Source organism: Acinetobacter sp. V91_7 (genome assembly GCF_031799075.1).
Classification (GTDB): domain Bacteria; phylum Pseudomonadota; class Gammaproteobacteria; order Pseudomonadales; family Moraxellaceae; genus Acinetobacter; species Acinetobacter calcoaceticus.
Window position 1 is genome coordinate 1 of sequence record NZ_JAVQNT010000044.1, and the last position, 19,985, is coordinate 19,985.

A 19,985-nucleotide genomic window follows, 5' to 3' on the forward strand; every position below is an offset into this window, starting at 1 on the left:
GAGCGACGGACTGTTAATCCGCAGGTCCCTGGTTCGAGCCCAGGTTGGAGAGCCAAGATTCTTAAAAACCCACTCATCATGAGTGGGTTTTTATTTGTATGATGCCTTCACATGTTCGAATCGAGTCACTTATTTTTTATTGTTTTAGGTTGCATCAGCACCTGCATCTTTCTTGCTGTTTGTTTACGCCCTTATTTATTTCCAAAACAAAAATTTTTTGCTCGTCCTGTTATTACCAACTTTGAAACTCAAATGTTTATCCGCTTAAAACAAAGTTTTCCAAGTTATCATGTTTTAGCACAAGTGGCTTTTAGCGCTTTAATTACCAGTAAGGACTATAAAATTCGTAGTCAGTTCAACCGTAAAGTTACCGACTTCGTTGTGCTTAACGACAAGATGGAAGTAATTGCCATTATTGAACTAGATGATCCTTCTCATCTTGAAAAAGCGGAAGAAGATCGTATTCGTGATCAAATGCTCACAGAAGCAGGTTACATTGTAAGACGTTACACAAATATTCCGACGGTACGTCAGCTACAAAAGGATATTCATTAAAAAGCTGCTGTTATTTCTTTTCAGAATTTGCTGCTTCTTTCTCAGCTATTCTTTTTGCCATTTCTAGACGTTGCTGTTCATATTGTTTTTTAGTCTTAGCATCACTTTTTGCAGCCAAGAAAAGTATTCCAATAATAAAAAAAGGAATGAGTAAACCTAATCCCATTAATAGCCAAGGAACAGATTTTTTTTCAACAGATTGCTGGCTCATAAATGCTTCAAACTCAAACGACATCAATTTTAAGGTGTGTAACAATATAACAAAAAAGAGCCGCTATAAAGTGGCTCTTTTTTAAGCTAATTTTTAATTAGATAATTAAATCTTAGAACTTACCTGTGCAGTGAGGACTTTGGCTAGCATCCTTCTGTGCATCAGTTAGAACAATACCTGTACCCGCTGTCATATTAGTTTGAATAAAATCTACAGCATTTGCATTTTGACATATGATTGCTTGTGTATGAGTTGCATTCGGTACAATAGTTAGCTTATAGCCTTTATCGTAGGCTGCTTGTGGGAAGTACTTCACAGCATTCGCTTTCATATTTGCGAATAAGCCTTGTGTTACTACAGGTAATACTGCTTGATCTTTTTCACCTTGAATAATAAATACAGGCGTTTTAATAACTTTATCGGCTGTGGTATTAGTCGCAGGTTGAGTTGCTGTCAAGAAGCTTTGAACAACTTGATCCGTCTTGAATTTATTCAGATCAATACCGTACTGTGCAATTTGATGTGTAGGATCAGCCAAGAAAGTTAAAATTCCCGCTTTAAACTTCGCTTGTAAGCCATTTGCACTATCAGGTGCAGGATAACTTAAACATGCACCATCATCACCTGTACGCCCATAAGCCAATTCTGCAATGTCAGCAGCTCCTGCGGTAAAAATTTGCTTCAAATCATAGTTTGGTTGCTGTGCTTTAATCCCCGCACTTGCGAATGCTGCATATGCTAATAATTCAGCATAACCATCTGCAATTTGGTCAATCATTGCCTGACCTTGAGCCGTTGTAATCACATTATTAGCTACTGCATAACGGACTTGGAGTAGGTTCTCGTCCAGCTTATTTACTGCTTTAGGTTTTCCATTTGCATCAAGATTAAATTGTGGGTCAATATAAATTTGAATAATTGTCCCTAAGCTTGATGCAGGTGCTCCTGCTACAGCACCTTTATAACTTGCATCTGTATTGGCAAATTCGGCAGTGCCCAATGACGCATGTCCACCTTGTGACTGGCCAATTGACATCCAATCACCTTTTAACTGATCATCATAATGCTCTTTTGCTGCTTTGACGGCAGCTAACGCGGATTTTGCTTCACTAGACAAGTTTAAGTACGGATGTACCCCTTGTGTGCCTAAACCCTCATAATCTGGTGCAATAATGACATAACCGGCTGCTAATAAAGTTTCAGCAAGGATTTTAAATCGTGGATTAATTGCATTTTTACTTGGCGCACAACCATCACCCACCCCAACAGTTCCATGCTCCCACACGACTACACGATAACCATCTTTAGGTGGTGTTGCTTTGGGAAACAATACCATTGCTGTGGCAGTTGCTGTTTTTCCTTGAACATTTGCCATGTTATAAGTCATGACTTTAATCGATGAAGCATTATCAACTTTATCTATAGCATAATTACTTTCAGAAATATAAGTTTTATCAGGGTTCACACCAATATAGTCATCATCATCGTCATTACATGCTGAAAGAAATAATGCTGAAACCGATAATGTTATAGCTAAAGCAATTTTTGACCGTTTCATAAAATATCCTTTTTATGTTATGTGTTATTTATTCCGCATATTTTTATGCACAAATATTAAGACATAAAAAAAGTGCTCTGCATAGAACACTTTTCAACCTTACGGTCATTTTTACTATATGAAATTTAAAAATATTCCCAGAAAAATGATTAATCCAACCCAGCGATTGTGACGGAATGCCCAAAAACATACTTGAGGGTTGCGGTCTTTGGTTTTAATTGTTTGATATATAAAATCGAATGCAACAACAATCAAAGCAACGATCGCCCATGGAAATAAAATATTTTCTAAATACAGTGCCGAACTAATTAAAACAAGACTGGTTGCTTGTAAAAGCGCAATAATCTGGATGTCATATCGACCAAAAAGAATAGCTGTAGATTTTACGCCAATCTTTAAATCATATTCACGGTCAGTAATGGCATATTGAGTGTCATAAGCGACTGTCCAAGCCAAATTACCAAAATAAAGAAGCCAGCAAGTTATATCTAACGGCTTACCCATCGCAGTAAATGACATTGGAATTCCCCAAGAAAATGCCATACCTAAAACCACTTGTGGTAAATGGGTATATCTTTTCATGAAGGGATATATAAATGCTAAAACTAATCCAGCTAGTGCACAATAGAATGTCGCTATAGGTAAAAAGAACAAAGTACAAGCGCTAGCAAATACTAGCACTAAAAATACATAAATTGCTTCTCTCGGACGAATTACCCCAGTTGCTAATGGGCGTGTTTTAGTGCGTTCAACATGTGCATCTACTTTACGGTCCGCAAAGTCATTAATAGCACAACCAGCAGCACGCATAAAAATTGTGCCTAAGACCATTGCCAAAAGAATATGCAATGGCGGCGTTCCTTCTGCCGCAACCCAAAGTGCCCACATGGTTGGCCAAAAGACGAGTTCTGTTCCAACTGGCTTATCAAACCGACATAGATAATAGTATGCTTCTAAACGCTGACGCCATGTGGTATCTGTTGCAGTCGTCATAGTAGTTCCTTGTCGTTCTGCTGATGTAGAAAAGCTTCAAAAGCTGGTAAGAATGTTTCTTGGACTATAAATTTACACCCATGCCAAGTATAGCAACTTTGTCGAGTCCACCCTTCTGGCAAACGAATGACACGGCGGTCACAAAGTGGTGTCGTTCTTTGAAATAGAAAAAATCCAATCGGTGTAGAACCAATGTGCTGAAATATGCGGGCTTTTTTTTGTAGGCTTAAAATAGGAAAAATACTTTTTGCTTTAACCCAAGGTTCTGCCTCACTGCCATATAAATAAGTCTCACGCACCCATGAGGTGTGAGTATAAGGCATATTCATCCATTGGCTATCTGCAAAAGTTAAACGCTGAAAGTGTTCTTTAAAAGGTTTTACACTGAACTGACCACCACCAAGATCAGTCAATTGTTGAGTCAGAGAACCGGACGCATACAACCATTTTTTCAACTCAGGATTTAAAGTCTTTTCCTGTTTAAGTACTGGTTGCCGTTTACGCATAATCTGCTCACATGAAAACTCGCACTTAGTTTAACCCAATTTTTTGATAAAAAACGTAGAGAATTCAATCAACATTCCAAGCAATAAAAAAGCCTGCATAAGCAGGCTTTTTTATGAAAATACGTATTACAAGCTGTAGTACATATCAAACTCAACTGGGTGAGTAGTCGTGTTAAGACGACGTACATCTTCAGTTTTAAGTTCGATGTATGCATCAAGCATTTCTTTAGTGAACACGCCGCCTTTTAACAAGAATTCGTGATCTGCTTGAAGTGCTTCAAGAGCCATATCTAAGCTATGAGCAACTGTTGGGATTTTTGCTTCTTCTTCTGGAGGAAGATCATACAAGTTCTTATCAGCAGCTTCGCCTGGATGGATCTTGTTTTGGATACCGTCGATACCAGCCATTAACAATGCAGCGAAACCTAAGTACGGGTTCATCATTGGATCTGGGAAACGAGCTTCGATACGCTTACCTTTAGGGCTAGAAACGTATGGAATACGGATAGACGCAGAGCGGTTACGCGCTGAGTAAGCAAGCATGATTGGCGCTTCGAAATGAGGAACCAAACGCTTGTATGAGTTTGTAGATGGGTTTGTGATCGCATTCAATGCACGAGCGTGCTTGATAACACCACCGATGAAGTACAATGCCATTTCAGAAAGGCCTGCATATTCATCACCAGCAAACAAGTTCTTGCCATCTTTAGAGATAGACATATGAACATGCATACCTGAACCATTATCGCCTACCATTGGTTTAGGCATAAAGGTTGCAGTTTTTGCATATTGGTGCGCAACGTTCCAAACAGCATATTTGAATTGTTGAACTTCGTCAGCTTTACGTACAAGTGTATTGAAGCTCACACCAATTTCTAATTGGCAAGAAGCAACTTCGTGGTGATGTACTTCTACACGACCAGGGCCCATGATGTCTTCGATTTTCGCACACATTTCTGCACGCATATCTTGTGAAGAATCAACTGGAGGAACTGGGAAGTAACCACCTTTAACACGTGGACGGTGACCTGAGTTACCAGACTCGTAATCTTTACCAGTAGACCAAGCAGCTTCTTCAGCGATCAATGTATGACGAGCGCCAGACATATCGATGTCCCACTTCACTTCATCAAATACAAAGAATTCTGGTTCTGGACCAAAGAATGCAGTATCACCGATACCTGTAGATTTTAAGTATTCTTCTGCACGGCGAGCAATCGAACGTGGGTCACGCTCATAACCTTGACCAGTTGAAGGTTCAATAACGTCACAAGTCACAACTACAGTTGGTTCAGCAAAGAACGGGTCAACAAAACCAGTTTCTGCATCTGGACGTAAAATCATGTCAGATGCTTCAATGCCTTTCCAACCAGCGATTGAAGAACCATCAAACATTTTACCGTCTTCAAAAGTATCTTCATCAATAGAATCAGCTGGGTAAGTTACGTGCTGTTCTTTACCCTTAGTATCAGTAAAGCGAAAATCGACCCATTTTGCGCCACTTTCTTGTATGAGTTGAAGGACCTTGTTCGCCATGCTCATTTTGCTCCAATGAAATTTTGTTGCACTTGTTAAGTGCGTGTTAATTGCTGGTATTTATAAAGCAAATCTCATACCAACTTTATAAGACTTACCTAAAACATTGAATTGCTTATAACTATCCATGATTTAGGTCCCTTGTCTTGAACCCATTATACTGTTTGCATAGTTAAATGCACCATATTCAGACATTTTCAAATTATGGCATACAAGAATAGCTCGCAATCGCCCTAATTTAGTGCAAAATTGTTGCGCTAATATGAATCATCGCATCAATATCTAACAGTAATTCATGATCATAATACTTTCTTATATAGCAAGCTGGCATTCTTATTACAATGAATAAAAAAATAATAAACGATGACTTATGAAATTTTAACCTTTAGATGAGAACTCAACATCTACTTATGCCTTTGCCAAAAAGGTTTTAATGTAAATATTGCCTTGAAAAGTAATTTTCAAAAAAATTTAAATAGTCCTCTTTTGCGTTATAACTCACCCATTAAAATACTGAGGTTTTCTGAAATTATTTTTCTTTTTTACAACACTGCTATTTTTTTAAGGCTCGTTAAAACAGTTTAATTCTTATTTTCCTTATGGAGCTCTCTGCTATAAGGCAAGTTTTGATCAGCTTTGGTGCGTAATAATCTGATAGCTTAGCTTTTCACGATATAATTTTCACTTTTTACCATTTGTTATATACCTTTTTTATACATGACCAACTTGCTTTTCAATTTAAAAAAAACTAAAAAATAAAACATAACTTTTTTTTATAATTAAACAAACTAAAAGTTTGGTTTATTTAACTACAAATATGTTCAAAGGATTTGAAATGAAGCATGAACTCGAACAATGCGACACAGCTTTTTTCGGCCATCCAAAACCCTTAAAAACTTTATTTTTTACTGAACTGTGGGAACGGTTTTCTTACTATGGAATTCGTCCCTTATTGGTTCTTTACATGGTTGCGATGGTCAATGATGGTGGTTTAGGGCTTGATCGTCCTACCGCAGCTGCAATTGTTGGGTTATTTGCTGGCTCTATGTATTTAATGACCGTTTTAGGTGGTTGGATTGCCGATAACTGGTTAGGCCAAGCAAGATCTGTCTGGTATGGCTCCATCATTATTGCATTAGGTCATTTATCAATTGCGCTTACTCCTATCTTTGATCAATTCTTTTTTTATTTCGGTTTAGTTCTTATTGTTATTGGTTCGGGGTTATTTAAAACCTGTATTTCAGTGATTGTCGGAACATTATATAAAGCACAAGATAATAGACGTGATGCCGGCTTCTCCATTTTTTATATGGGGATTAATATGGGGTCGTTTATTGCCCCTCTTATTACAGGTATATTGGCTCGTGATCATGGCTGGCATCTAGGTTTTGGGATTGGCGGTCTTGGAATGTTGGTTGCATTACTTATTTTTCGTGTATTCGCTATTCCACAGCTACAGTCATTCAATCAATTGCGCCAACAAGCTGATAATTGGAATAAACCTGTAATAGAAAATAAAAATGCGCCAAAAATCGCTTTCTCATTTTTATTAAGTGTTGCAGTCGTTATTGCCCTGACCTTCTTTGGTGTAATTCACATCAATCCAGTTGCGGTAGCAACTTACTTAACAGTTGGGATTGGTATTGGTATTATTGCTTATTTTGCATATTTGTTACTTTTTCTTAATTTAGAACAACATGAAAAATTTAAAATTATTATCTGTTTTGTTCTATTACTAACCTCTGCGCTATTTTGGTCTGCCTTTGAGCAGAAACCAACATCTTTTAACCTGTTTGCTCAAGATTATACGGACCGTAATGTATTTGGATTTGAGATTCCGGCAGTATGGTTTCAATCAATTAATGCGCTCTTTATTATTATTTTTGCCCCGATTGCAGCATGGGTGTGGGCTAGACTGGGTAAATCAAATAAAGACCCGAGCTATATCAGTAAATTTATTATTGCACTTTTACTAGCAGCAGGTGGCTTTCTACTTATGTCATTTGCAAGCCGTTTCGCTATTGCTGGTGGATTAGTTTCGCCATTTTGGTTAGTTGGTACTATATTTCTGCTTACCCTAGGCGAACTTTGCTTAAGCCCAATTGGTTTATCTACCATGACTAAACTTGCCCCCGCTGTTATACGTGGTCAAATTATGGGGCTATGGTTTACTGGCTCGGCTTTAGGTAATCTGATAGCAGGGTTGATTGGAGGACATGTATCGGCAGATGGCATTAATCACTTACCTACTCTTTTCATGCGCTGTGTACTGGCATTAGTAATTGGCGCAATCGTGTTATTTTTATTAAAGAAACCTATTTATAGATTAATGAACAAAAGTACTAGTAAAGTTCAACCTGACTTGGAAACCATATGACCAATTTAACTGTTCAAGAAAAGCTAGAGAAACTTCGTGAACTCATGCTTAACCAGCATGTTGATGCGTTAGTCGTCATGAGTGCCGATCCACATATGTCAGAATATTTACCAGATTACTGGAAAGCAAGACAATGGCTTAGTGGCTTTAGCGGTTCTGTTGGAACACTTGTAGTCACTCAAAACTTTGCAGGACTATGGGCAGATGGACGCTATTGGGTACAAGCCGAGCAACAGCTTGTCGGAACTGGATTTGAACTTCAAAAATTGACCAGTGATGAATCATCAACACATCTAGCTTGGATTGCACAAAACTTAACAGCAGAATCTGTCATTGTGGTAAATGGGCATACTCTATCCATTCAACAATATAAGGCACTCGAACATACTGCAAGACTTAATAACTATAAACTCGAAACTCAACAAGATTTAGTCGGAGAGATTTGGTTAGACCGTCCAGCACTTCCATCAGAAAAAATCCATTTGATGCCTGAAGGGTTAAACGCCCTCTCTCGTAAAGAAAAAATTCAGGCTATTCGTGAAACTTTATATAGCAAGAATATTGCGGGTCATTTCATTTCATCTTTAGATGATATTGCATGGATATTAAATGCACGTGGGCAAGATGTAGAATATAACCCTGTGTTCTTGTCTCATTTATATATTAGTGAAAAACAAGCTGTTCTTTTCATTGATGCGGACAAAGTTGATATAGCCATTCAACAAGCTTTTAAAGCTGATGGTATTGAAATTCGTAACTACGAAGATACAGCAACATTTTTAGCGAATATTTCTGATGCCTCTGTACTTTTAGATCCAGCCAAAGTATCGATTTATCATGAACAAGCCATCGCAACAGATATTCAGGTTGTATACGACATCAACCCGAGTACGCTTTTTAAATCGCGTAAGCATGAAAGTGAAATAGCTCATATCCGTCATGCAATGGTTAAAGATGGTGTTGCCCTTTGCCACTTTTTCCACTGGTTAGAAAAAGCACTTCATCATCGTGAAAACATTTCAGAACTAACCATTGATGAAAAAATTACAGCTTTCCGTGCTCAGCAAGATGGGTTTATAGGGCCAAGTTTTTCTACAATCGCTGGCTTTAATGCCAATGGCGCTCTACCCCACTACCGTGCAACTGAGGAGCACTATTCATTTATTGAAGGCGATGGATTATTGCTGATTGACTCGGGTGGGCAATATGTAAATGGAACAACAGATATTACTCGTGTAGTTCCTGTAGGGACGCCAACGCAACCACAAAAACGTGACTATACCTTGGTTTTAAAGTGTCATATTGCTTTGGCAAAAACGATTTATCCAGAAGGTTTAGCTGCACCGCTACTCGATTCAATTTGTCGCCATACCTTATGGCAACATGGTTTAGATTATCGCCACGGAACAGGTCACGGTGTAGGCTTTGCGCTTAACGTACATGAAGGGCCACAAGTACTTTCTTATTACGCGCCAGTTCATGCTTACAGCAAATTACGTGAAGGAATGATTCTTTCTAACGAGCCGGGCTTATACCATGAGGGACAATACGGTATTCGCATTGAAAATCTGGTGGCAAACCGCCTTCACTCTGGGTTTGAAAAAACTTATGGTGAATTTTTGGAGTTTGAAACACTTACGCTTTGTCCAATCCATTTGGACTGTATCGTTGTTGATATGCTTAACAATGAAGAGAAAGACTGGCTAAATACCTATCACCAAATGGTTCAAGAAAGACTAGCTGAACATTTATCTGGAGAGGTTCTAGACTGGCTGATTTACAACACTCGTGCGATTTAATCTGCTTTTCTAACTAAGGCAGAATACTTTTTAGTTCTAATGAAAAAGCCGATTCTGCCCTAGTTGCACATATCTCTGTTTCTTAACAGATCTAATATCAATTTAAAGCTGACTTTTTTAGCAAATTTCTAACGAATGAAATAGTTAAACTGGTCACTTCATTTTTTGTTATATTAGCCGCTTAGAAAGCAGTTCTAGCAAGATAATTGTTCATACATGAAGATGAAGAAAATTTTATACGTATTATGCTATTTTTAAATGTACTTAATGATTCTTTTCAATTATCTTCATAATGAAACCCGATTAGCAATCCAACCATAAAAAAACTGTTCTTGAGTTGAATTACGTTCACAGATTTCAATATATCGCTGGCCTTGCATGATGTTTAGCACGCGAACCAAGACTTTCTCGCCCTCTTTACCTCTTTTTGACAGATAAGTTTTGAGAGCATTTAATGTAGCTGGTCCATAAATTCCATCTACAGCGAGATCTGACCAACCTGCTTTGCCTTGGTTATTCAGCAAATTCAAAGCACGTTGTAAAAGTGGTTTTGCAAATCCAGTACCACAGTTCACACCCGTATCTAGAAGTTCTTCAGCTACTGCAGAAGATACTGCATTTACTTGATCAAATCTCGGAGCAGTCCAGTACTGTTTTTTATAAATTGCCTTTGCTGTTTCAAGCGGCAAGTCTTTCATATTGCCTTTAAATCCATTTGTTCTGGCAACGGCCTCTGTAATGCCATACTTAGTTGCACCGCCACGGTCTGCAGAGTTATTTACATAACCACCTTCGCGTATAATAAGTTCTTTAAGATATTGTTCAATGTTCATTTCAGTTTCCTTAAGATGTAAAAAAACGCCCGAAAGCGGTATTAACTGTTTTCAATGTCTTTTCTGGCTTTTTTAAACTCTTTGATCACTTCAACGATCGTTTTACCTTCCTGTTTGTCGATGAAATTAAAGATCCACCGGACCAAAGCCCAACCCGGCAATCCACAAACAAAGAAGAACCCACCCAGTGAAATCATCCCCCATATATCAGTAACCCATTCATGAAGTCCCCACTTCACAATAATGAATGAGCCACCAGCCAAACTTGATACAACCGTACAAATCAAACCTACTCCCCACTCTTGTGGTGAGCGTGGCATACGAGTCATTAATACAACTGCTGCAACTAAACCGACCGCTAAAGTCACCATGATTGCCGCCCCATAAAACTTTAAAAGTGCTGTTAAACCGCTAGTGGAAACTGGTTCCATTTATTTCTCCAGAAAATTTAGGTAATAAAAAAGCCCCAACATAAAGTCAGGGCTTATCTAAATTTGTTTTGTAGATCTTAAGATGGACTTACTGCTAACCAGTTAGTGCCATTCGCTAAAGTGTTTATCCAGCTTATACGTGTTGCATTCGGATCTGATGCTTTGAAAACAGTCCCCGCTGGCAGTTTTGAGCCAGATACATTAGGAGGTGTGCTAGATTTATAAGTAAACTCAATCTCTATGTTTCCATACAGTGCAGTCGCAATATAAGATGTAGCGTCTAAACGCACCTTAGGCGAACCGCTGCCGTAGTATTGTCTGAAACCATTATCCGAGGTTAGTTTTGAATTAATAAAATTGACTGTACCATTGTAAAAGTTATACCCCTTTGTTGTTCCAGTCATTTCACCCATATAAAGCTCTAGGTTTTCAACTGAGAAATTTAAAAAGGTTGATGAACTAGGATTTCCAAAATGTAAATTCCCTACTCCTGCCACAACAATTTTACTCGTTCCATCTGCATGACCTATTAAGCGGATTCGCCCATTACCTCTGGTTAAAATAGAAGTAAGATAAACACTACTGTTAATTTCAAAAGTACCAGATGGGAATCGAATAATTACATCATGAAGCAATTCTGTATCGTAGGCTACTTTAACTGCATTATTGAAATTAGCAGTATTTGTAGTCGGATCCCCTGTGTTACTCAAGGTAATATCTTGCACCTTGCGAGAATAATCCCAAAGTAAGAATCGGATAGGATTATTAAAGCGGAAGTTTGGAACCCAAGTGCATTCTGTCGGCGCAATACTTTGATCTAATATTGTCACGCTCTCTGATGAGAAAGTATTGCCGAGATTAAGTTTATATTTATAACCTTGTGGGTTTTGAAGCCAAACACCAGCAATTGTAGTTGAATTGCCACCCTCAATACGTATTAATTCATTAGGAGGATTTTCTTTATCTCCAATGGATAATGTCATTATTCCATTGATAACTAAACCTTGGGCTGAACGTACTCTTAAAATTCGGGTTGAGCCTTCAGCACCACATCCATTAAATGCAACCCCACGAGCAATATCAATATAGTATGGATAAGCTTCATAACCATCTCCACTGTCATTGATAATATGATCAGATGCACAGGAATTAAATGTACAGTAAGTAGTTTCTTCAAACCAATACCCATTATGTGTATGATTTAGCGCATAGCAACTATTTAAAGTAATAGAAGTTAGTGGATTACCTGTCATAACTATGCCTCTTTTCGAGTACGCAGTTTGAACTTGTTCGAGTAGACATACAAACGTTTGGAGCTTTAAACAGTCTTCATTAGCAACGTAGAATTGACATTGCCTCATTGTTAAATTTGGATAGGCGGTATCAGTACCTTTAAAGACATAATTACAACTCTTTGTCTTTGCATCTTTCCCTCCCCAGACTGAGATATTTTCAAATTTTTTGTAGGCCCCTCCACCCTTTAATAAAATTGCAGAATCGATAGTAACTCCAGCACCTAAATCTACTTTAATTTCTGTTAAGTTAGCTTCGCCACGAATTGAAATAGGATTTAAATAAATACTTTCATCGTCTTTATTGATTACCAAACAAGCTGAATTCGCAAGATCATAACTTTTCCAGCGATACCCACGAATCGGTTTAGGTACTACTAACTCACCACCACCCTTGCTGTGTAAATAGTCGATGGCATTTTGAAATGCAGGTCGATCATCATACGATTCATCGCCTTTCGCACCGAACATTTCAACTGTAATTTGTGAACAATCTACCCGTTTCCATCGACCAACATTGACTCCCGGTACTTGAAAGACTGTTCCACCATTTGGCGTAGCAGTACTTGTTGCATCCCAATAAAACTCACCTCCACCTTTATATGGGTTTTGTTCAAGTGATTGATTCGGGGCATGATATCCTTTAACAAAAACAATATCTCCGTTCTGTGGGGTTAGGTTATTAAGATCATTAATAGATTCAACGTATGACATTTAATTTCTCCGAAATTTATAGATAATAAAAAAGCCCTGAGCAATTAAACAAAGGGCTTTTATACTTAAGATAAGTTATTAAAGTTTTGATAAAACTTGCCAAGATAAGCCGTTCGTGTTTGCTATTCCATTGAAGGTTAAGTCGATATCCACCAAGTAACGAGTACTACTAGCAGATACCTCAAAAAAGATATCGAATTGTAAAATAGTTAAATTTTCAGTATTTCTTTTTACAATTGTTGCTGAAGTTAATGAACCATTCTTAACTACTTTAAGATGGTTATCCATATTCGATGCATTATAGTCCATTGCAGAACTAATCAGCACTTGACCTGCTTTCTCATTGATATTGTTCCCACTCTTGTTTAATGGCAAGACGGTTAATATCGCAGCCATCATATTACCTTGTGCCAACCCTTCTGAAAGAGAACCGCAGAATAAAACAAGCTTCTCGACATTAGGGTCTAATAAAACCTTTCCTTTTCTATTTTTTACTCTAGCGTAAGATATTCCATTGGCACTTAATGAATATCCTACCTCGCCATTTTCACGACTATCCTGTCCGACAGATAGACTATTAAGTTTTATCCCTTTACTAGAAAGCTCTGTAATTCGAGAAAAATTTCGATTTCCCATCTGAGGATTATTTAAAGTAATACCACTCCCATCTCCACTAACTAGAAAAATTTCTTTATCAGTACTTACTTTAAGATTGTTAAAAATAATATTACCTAACGGAACTTCAGGTTTTTTAATTAAGCCTAAAAGATTTGAATCAGTGGCGGTTATATAAATAGCATAATTTTCGACAACAACATTAGTGACACTACTAGGAACCATTTCTGAGAAATCAAAAATATATTGGCCTTTTGGTCTTTCCCCACCCATTGCCTGTGCAGTAAGTCCAGCACAACGTCCAAATTTAAAAATAGCGCCATCTGCTCCGCAATCATCTGCAGCATGGGCACTTAAAAATGAATATGCATATGGAATGGCTGGAATACTAATTAATCCCTCCACATCTGAAGAATACCCAATCATGTAAGGACCTGAGCACTGAATAGCATAAGGGTTATTGACGTTTGTTGAAGTACCATACATTACATATGGATACTTACATATACGAAAGACTTCATTATTGAATGAAGAATTCCATGTATGTGAGGAACGCCCTATCAGCCAACCACGAAAAGAAATGGATTTAAAATTAATTTGTTCAGCGCCACCTGAGCCAATATAAACACCAAGACCAGTTTGATTATTGTTTTTATTTACTATTTGGAAGTTTTCTAAATTAAAATCTCTAAAGAAGGTATTCGTTTTCGAGTAAAAACCCTTATTACAATTATCAAATTCTAAAAAAGATGCTTCCGTTCCATCTCCTCTTATTGTTATACCGAGAGTTTGACCTGTTCTAAATTGATCTAAATCAATTGGTGAAGTTAACTTAATTCTATTTGAAAAATGAACTTTCTTTAAAACCTTTAGAGTCGAGATAACTGCATTAGTGTCATCATTGATACCATCACATTGAGCACCAAACCACTCAAAGTAACCCTCTTTTGAATCATTCAAACGTGAAAAAGTTCCACTAACTACCGAAGATTTAATGATTGTTCCATTATTATCCACTTCGAAGGATTCTTCTTTATATATAAATTTACCACCTCCCTTATTTGTACCTGCAGTATGGGCCTTTAATAAAACAATTTGGCCATTAATTCGCGGTATATAATTCCGAAGTAATTCAACTGACTCAATAACTTGGATATTCTTGTCATTGATCTGCTTTTGATTTTCTGGACCATCAATTACATCACTTGCATTTATTGTTGCCATTTTAATATCTCACTTAATAAAAACTACCTAAATAAAAAAGCCCTGATAAAACTCAGGGCTTATAAAATAAAACTTATAACTTTGACCAAGAAGTAAAACTATTTGCATGCCACCAAGTATCACTTGTCCCATTCTGTGCATACTCTCCAATGGTATTGGGCTTCAAAGAAGGCTTTTCATCAGGATTACTATGAGTAAAATATCTTCTAAATGGAGTATTCCTATCAATAATACAATTTTTATTAATATAGCCACCTCCATTAGTATCTTCTATGCCGCTTGGTAAACTTCCAACGTGCCTCAAGACAGCATGATCAGCTAATAAAACTGTCCCATCTTCAGCATAGATTCTCATATTTTCTAAATGAAGAGGTTTCCATGTATCTAATGTTGAGGAGTAATTAGTAACTAATGGTGGCGATGCGGTAGCAGAGGTCTCTCTAATGATAGATCCACTCAAGCAATGATCAGAGTAACCATCTCTATAATATAAAGCACTACCACCTTTAAAATTTACTACCCGTCCATTCGCAAGCCATTTACCATTTATTTTAGACCTCACCATTGAGTCCATTTCGATAACATATCCTGCAGGACTGGTCAAAAACTTATTGGTCTCTATAGTTATGTTACTATCAAACATCCAGATATGTTGCCAAGATTTTTTATTTGCAAATGTATGAAAAATTCCACTACATTTATCTAAAGCAGCAGAAAATTGTGCCATAGCTACAATGGTATTTAAGGCTTCGTCTTCTGCAATAAGAGTCATTTCCCCAAAATTCACATTATCAAGGGAAAAGGGAGAAGAGTTTTCATATTTAAATGATGTACGAAAATCTTCTTTGTAGCCCCTAGCCGATATATTTCCATCTTCAAAGCGTCTAAGTTTCCCAGTAGAGTCCATTAAATCAATAACACTTCCAGCAAATGTTAGGGCTATTACTTGCTTCGCACCTATTGCAGCAACCAGTTTACCTTTACCGAACAAAGCATCTTTTAGTACTGGTAAAGGACGTTTCTCATAATACTTAGTGAATCCAGCTTCGACTGAGGTTGTTACGTAATTACCATCATAAGAAAATTCTGAAGTGCTTTGACTCATCGGTAGATTTCTTGCAGAACTCGACACATAAAATGCACTAGTTGTAAAATTAAGCGGCTGTTTTGCACGTATAAAATATTTATCTACCCTTACATCTGTTGCATGGATAAAAGTAAGTCCTTCAGCATTTGGATTATTAATATAAAGTTCTTTGAAATAGACACTACGATTAACATCAAACTCAACAGATGCCTTAACTGTCACATCACCATTAGTTGCTAGAATTTTGTCTACAATATTATTAATACTTCCATAACCAAAGTTAATTGCACTATTTCCAACTGCACCGCGTGCACTAGCCTCTAAATATTTTATATAGCCATTTACCGAATGTTTGAAATCTATTGACAGTATATTTCCTTTACCTATTTTCCAAGTACCTGCATTTAGTCCATAGGACCAATAATAAATCATTGTATATGTAGAATTTTCATTATCATCAATTTCTAAAAGCTCACTCCGCATATTCTTACAGAAATGAACTCTAACTCCATTACCAAATACAAATTTAGAGGTCCATCTAACTTTAGCGTTAAGAATAGGATCATTAACCCTATAAAAATCTAAACCTGTATTTCCTCCTATCCCATTAGAGTTACTAAGAATAATTGTTACACTATCAATTCCTATTCCAGTATATCTTGGGTAATCAGTAGTTGCTGGGCTATATTCCAGTTCATCCCAATAATCAATAGTCCCATTATATTGTGGGAGGTTATCATTATGATAATCAGTACTTGGCCCACGTTTGCCAAATCGCATAAAAATACCAGATGAATCAGCTGAAACTGCAATCTTTACACCGTCAATTGATTGCCCTTGTATAAGAACATTGTCCTTTTCAATCTTCACACCGGACGCTGTATAATTACCATCTCTAATTTGGATTAGAGTATTTGAAGGTGCATTATTTAATATATCACTGATGTCATTAATATTATTATGTATCACAATAATATTACTAAACTTTCTGCTTAGGTCTCTATTAATTTCTGCTTGATTTTTATCACCATCAATTACATCTGTTGCATTTATTGTTGCCATTTTTCTCACCATTTTTTTAAGAAATTTTATAAGAAATAAAAAGGCCCTACATAAAGTTAGGGCCTATATCTAAAAGTTAAACTTGATCAGTCCAAGTACCGATTTGTTCAACACTCCACATATTATCTGTTACAGCCGTCACTCTTAAACGTGAACCTATAGTATTACTTTGCTTATACTTGCCTGGGTTTAGAGAAACAAAGTTATCGGCTGTATTTGGCTGAATACGTAAATTATTTAAAGAATCTACGCTGAACTCGAAATGCAGACCTTTCACAGCCTTTGGTAGATTTACAATGTAACCACCACTTGCATTAACATTAGAAATATATGAACCAGAGTCTTCATTAACTAAGCTATAAGTAGTACTTGGTGTAATGATGTTTTTCTTTTGATTTTTTCCATTTTTAATGTCAATTAGAGACATAAGAGTAATTGTTGTGCCATCTTTCAAAGTCCATGTTATATCTCCGTTGGAAAATGAAATAAGCTGATTGTGAATTTGTACAATCTTAGTACTTGGACCATTATCAACAGTCTCTCGTACCACCCATGATTGTTCAAAATCACCTTTATGATCTAATGGCTGACTCCATCTAACAACATGTTTCGAAGCTCTCCATATAAGATCATCTTCTGGCGTACCTTGTGATAAGCGTTTAATTCGTTTACCAAAAATAAAGGATACATCTTGGACCATATCAGCATTGAAATTAAAGGAATGTGGAGCAATCGAATTTTGAAGTCCCATCTTCAATGCTGTTGCCCCATCTGCATAGGCACCATATGTTGCAAATGCTAGGTGTGCTTTAGTTGCATTCACTCCATCCCCAGCAATTTGAACCGAATCTTCTGTACCGTTGTTCATTCTCCATAAAATAGTAGCTTTACAATCTTTTGTACCAAAAGCCCCATCCATTTCAAAATTTAAATAACCATTGTAATTAGCTCGGAGATTCAGACCATTACCATTTCTACGCCCTGCTGTACCATAGTCTTTAGTTTTGTAATAGATTTGCTGAGAAGCCTGCCACCTTTGAGATTCATCTTGGTAAATATAACGGCTCTCATAACCTGAATCATCAATAACAACACAGTTATCTTTCATTGACGCATAGACTGCACTAGGATTTGATGTCGCACTCCACTTTACTTTGCGCGGAATATACAAAGCTTCCCCTTCAGATAATTGAGATAACGCATTTAAAATTAAGGTTGTGTGATCAGTGGTTTGATCCGCTAGAACAGTACCAAACTCACGAAGATCGCGCCAATGAGCATAACCGTGTGCCAAATTTACATTATTTATTTCATGTTGGTTTTTATCGCCATCAATTACATCAGTTGCATTTACTGTAGCCATTTTTCTCACCATTTTTTAAGAAATTTTATAAGAAATAAAAAGGCCCTAAGATTTCAACTTAAGGCCTTTGTTTACTATTAATAATATGGAACTTTCCGAACAATACCGTTGATATTAATTGATAGATATCCTGCTGGTTGTGCAGGTAAGACATTGGCTGATCCAGCTGTTGCGGAAGTGCTTGAAAAACCACCCAACATTGGATTGCCAGATTCGTCTACTCCAATGTATCCAGAACCAGCTTGAAGCTTGATATAAGGATATGCAATTAGCATTGTTGGTGTATTTACATCTCCTGAACCTCCACCTGCAGGTTTTGAAACTAAGCGTTGTATATCCCAAACAAATGCATCACCACCACTAATTTCTGCTGCACAAGAAATATATGCATTTGAAGACTGAAGGACATAAACATCATAAACATACCTATTGGTAGATGTTTGTACGAAACGTACCTCTTGAATACCTGCCCCATTTCCTATGTGATGCCATGTGGCTTGGATATTTGCATTTACAGCATTTGAGTTATTTTTACACTGTGCAAATACTATTGTTTTCCCTAACGCAGAAGAAGCAGAAGGATTTCCTTGAGTATAGCTATTCGTTCCAAGGATCTCTAAACATAGAATTCCAGCCTCGCCTATAGCCGCAGTACCTAATTTGGTCCACGTAGATCCAGAAAATGAAGGGGTAATACGTTTGAAACGCTCAAATTCCTTTTGTAATTCGAAAACTCCAGCTACACGTGGAGTAAATAAGCTAGTCCCTTTATCAATATAATCTAGGTCAGGCTGCGTAACATTAATCGTATCATTTGCAGTAAACGCAAAATGATACATTCTTAATAACCGTGTATTAGTTGCAGTTAAAGGAGCACTATTATTCTCTGTGTATAAATTGACGATTGTCCAAACACCATTATTGATATGCCCCATTGAGGTATTAAACTCAAAAATACAATCAATCATTGAAGATTGAGTACAGTAATCAGCATCAAATAACAATGTATTATTTTGGGCATAAACTTTTTCAAGTTGAATAGTCGTATTATTTTCCCACTCATCTTTTACAAACTTAAATACAATATTATTGCTGTTAGGAATAAATCCACTGATTTTTGAATCAATAAGATCTTTAGCAAAAATTAGATGGCCTGAAAAACCTGATGCTCGACAATTTAAAACATGAACCCATGCACCATTAATTTTACTATTCGTAAGTAAACAGATATTTAAATTATCTGTTTTAGTACCAGTCGATTGGAAATCAATATATGCAAGTTTTACTTTTTGAGTATTACACTTGATTCCCGCGCCACTAATTCGAATAGTTGTCTTTAATGTTTGTGCAGAAATTGAGGGTACGCCACGAAGACTTACAGCTTTTGTTCCATAATCAACAGCGCTAAATGTAAAGTCGCCATCTGCAAAAATTGTCGTTTCATTATCTGACGCATTAATTACTGCTTGATAAGCGGCTGCATCATCTGAGCCATCAAATTTTGCACCAAACCAACTGAGGTACAACTCACCAAAACCTATTTGCCGCACCCATCCATTAAAAACAGTTCCACTATCATTCTGGGTAGATTTTGTTGAATCATAAATGAAATGGCCGCCACCTCTTTTTTGTCCTGAATAATAGGATTTCACATATACAGTTTGACCATTTACCGGATTTTGAATATTTAATAATTCATTAATACTTTCATATATTTCCATTTTTATCACCTTTACAAAAAAATTAAACTTCCATCAACAAATTTAAATTTATATTAATAATCAATAATCTACATAATTCACTCTCCAGTTCATAGGCAATAAAAAAGC

At 36.8% G+C, this 19,985-nt stretch carries 15 protein-coding genes; 3 read left to right on the forward strand and 12 right to left on the reverse strand.

Annotated features, from left to right (window positions below; translation table 11 throughout):
- Nucleotides 1-111 precede the first annotated feature (111 nt).
- The gene (locus RMB03_RS18180) at nt 112-555 is read left to right on the forward strand and encodes a DUF2726 domain-containing protein (protein WP_017391937.1); all 444 of its coding nucleotides are present in this window, start codon (nt 112-114) and stop codon (nt 553-555) included.
- Between the two features lie 10 nt (nt 556-565).
- On the opposite strand, the gene RMB03_RS18185 is transcribed toward RMB03_RS18180, so the two are convergent.
- The 5 genes from RMB03_RS18185 to glnA all read right to left on the reverse strand — a co-directional run bounded on the left by RMB03_RS18185 (nt 566) and on the right by glnA (nt 5,365).
- Nucleotides 566-766, reverse strand: a complete 201-nt coding sequence (locus RMB03_RS18185; protein WP_311077173.1) for a hypothetical protein — start codon at nt 764-766, stop codon at nt 566-568.
- A gap of 112 nt (nt 767-878) precedes the next feature.
- Nucleotides 879-2,324, reverse strand: a complete 1,446-nt coding sequence (locus RMB03_RS18190) for a lipase family protein (protein ID WP_311077174.1) — start codon at nt 2,322-2,324, stop codon at nt 879-881.
- A gap of 114 nt (nt 2,325-2,438) precedes the next feature.
- Nucleotides 2,439-3,317, reverse strand: coding sequence for a 4-hydroxybenzoate octaprenyltransferase (gene ubiA / locus RMB03_RS18195; protein WP_311077175.1), 879 nt, complete (start codon nt 3,315-3,317; stop codon nt 2,439-2,441).
- Nucleotides 3,314-3,823, reverse strand: coding sequence for a chorismate lyase (locus RMB03_RS18200; protein WP_311077176.1), 510 nt, complete (start codon nt 3,821-3,823; stop codon nt 3,314-3,316). Before RMB03_RS18200 ends, ubiA begins: the two co-directional genes overlap by 4 nt.
- A gap of 126 nt (nt 3,824-3,949) precedes the next feature.
- Entirely contained in the window at nt 3,950-5,365 is a 1,416-nt protein-coding gene (gene glnA / locus RMB03_RS18205; protein WP_003650573.1) for a type I glutamate--ammonia ligase, read from the reverse strand.
- An 811-nt stretch (nt 5,366-6,176) separates the two neighbouring features.
- On the opposite strand from glnA, the gene RMB03_RS18210 reads away from it, so the two are divergent.
- Together RMB03_RS18210 and RMB03_RS18215 are read left to right on the forward strand one after the other, a co-directional pair.
- A complete protein-coding gene (locus tag RMB03_RS18210; protein ID WP_311077177.1) occupies nt 6,177-7,736 on the forward strand; it encodes a peptide MFS transporter in 1,560 nt (519 codons plus the stop codon).
- Complete coding sequence (locus RMB03_RS18215) at nt 7,733-9,535, forward strand: aminopeptidase P family protein (protein ID WP_311077178.1); 1,803 nt, start codon at nt 7,733-7,735, stop codon at nt 9,533-9,535. Before RMB03_RS18210 ends, RMB03_RS18215 begins: the two co-directional genes overlap by 4 nt.
- Before the next feature lie 287 nt (nt 9,536-9,822).
- On the opposite strand, the gene RMB03_RS18220 is transcribed toward RMB03_RS18215, so the two are convergent.
- The 7 genes from RMB03_RS18220 to RMB03_RS18250 form a co-directional block, all read right to left on the reverse strand.
- Nucleotides 9,823-10,368, reverse strand: coding sequence for a glycosyl hydrolase 108 family protein (locus RMB03_RS18220; RefSeq protein ID WP_311077179.1), 546 nt, complete (start codon nt 10,366-10,368; stop codon nt 9,823-9,825).
- Nucleotides 10,369-10,409: 41 nt separating this feature from the next.
- Nucleotides 10,410-10,799, reverse strand: a complete 390-nt coding sequence (locus tag RMB03_RS18225) for a hypothetical protein (protein WP_311077180.1) — start codon at nt 10,797-10,799, stop codon at nt 10,410-10,412.
- A gap of 77 nt (nt 10,800-10,876) precedes the next feature.
- Complete coding sequence (locus tag RMB03_RS18230; RefSeq protein ID WP_311077181.1) at nt 10,877-12,805, reverse strand: hypothetical protein; 1,929 nt, start codon at nt 12,803-12,805, stop codon at nt 10,877-10,879.
- A gap of 78 nt (nt 12,806-12,883) precedes the next feature.
- A complete protein-coding gene (locus RMB03_RS18235; protein WP_311077182.1) occupies nt 12,884-14,644 on the reverse strand; it encodes a hypothetical protein in 1,761 nt (586 codons plus the stop codon).
- Between the two features lie 73 nt (nt 14,645-14,717).
- Entirely contained in the window at nt 14,718-16,793 is a 2,076-nt protein-coding gene (locus tag RMB03_RS18240) for a hypothetical protein (protein ID WP_311077183.1), read from the reverse strand.
- Nucleotides 16,794-16,869: 76 nt separating this feature from the next.
- Nucleotides 16,870-18,156, reverse strand: a complete 1,287-nt coding sequence (locus tag RMB03_RS18245; protein ID WP_311077184.1) for a hypothetical protein — start codon at nt 18,154-18,156, stop codon at nt 16,870-16,872.
- A 77-nt stretch (nt 18,157-18,233) separates the two neighbouring features.
- Nucleotides 18,234-19,877: a hypothetical protein gene (locus tag RMB03_RS18250; RefSeq protein WP_311077185.1), complete on the reverse strand. Its 1,644-nt coding sequence runs from the start codon at nt 19,875-19,877 to the stop codon at nt 18,234-18,236.
- Nucleotides 19,878-19,985 lie beyond the last annotated feature (108 nt).

Coding starts and splice junctions, on each gene's coding strand:
- RMB03_RS18245 (WP_311077184.1), bottom strand. CDS start 18,156: ATGGCTACAGTAAATGCAACTGATGTAATTGATGGCGATAAAAACCAA.
- RMB03_RS18190 (WP_311077174.1), bottom strand. CDS start 2,324: ATGAAACGGTCAAAAATTGCTTTAGCTATAACATTATCGGTTTCAGCA.
- RMB03_RS18250 (WP_311077185.1), bottom strand. CDS start 19,877: ATGGAAATATATGAAAGTATTAATGAATTATTAAATATTCAAAATCCG.
- RMB03_RS18235 (WP_311077182.1), bottom strand. CDS start 14,644: ATGGCAACAATAAATGCAAGTGATGTAATTGATGGTCCAGAAAATCAA.
- RMB03_RS18240 (WP_311077183.1), bottom strand. CDS start 16,793: ATGGCAACAATAAATGCAACAGATGTAATTGATGGTGATAAAAATCAA.
- RMB03_RS18225 (WP_311077180.1), bottom strand. CDS start 10,799: ATGGAACCAGTTTCCACTAGCGGTTTAACAGCACTTTTAAAGTTTTAT.
- RMB03_RS18180 (WP_017391937.1), top strand. CDS start 112: ATGTTCGAATCGAGTCACTTATTTTTTATTGTTTTAGGTTGCATCAGC.
- RMB03_RS18215 (WP_311077178.1), top strand. CDS start 7,733: ATGACCAATTTAACTGTTCAAGAAAAGCTAGAGAAACTTCGTGAACTC.
- RMB03_RS18185 (WP_311077173.1), bottom strand. CDS start 766: ATGAGCCAGCAATCTGTTGAAAAAAAATCTGTTCCTTGGCTATTAATG.
- RMB03_RS18200 (WP_311077176.1), bottom strand. CDS start 3,823: ATGCGTAAACGGCAACCAGTACTTAAACAGGAAAAGACTTTAAATCCT.
- RMB03_RS18230 (WP_311077181.1), bottom strand. CDS start 12,805: ATGTCATACGTTGAATCTATTAATGATCTTAATAACCTAACCCCACAG.
- RMB03_RS18210 (WP_311077177.1), top strand. CDS start 6,177: ATGTTCAAAGGATTTGAAATGAAGCATGAACTCGAACAATGCGACACA.
- glnA (WP_003650573.1), bottom strand. CDS start 5,365: ATGAGCATGGCGAACAAGGTCCTTCAACTCATACAAGAAAGTGGCGCA.
- ubiA (WP_311077175.1), bottom strand. CDS start 3,317: ATGACGACTGCAACAGATACCACATGGCGTCAGCGTTTAGAAGCATAC.
- RMB03_RS18220 (WP_311077179.1), bottom strand. CDS start 10,368: ATGAACATTGAACAATATCTTAAAGAACTTATTATACGCGAAGGTGGT.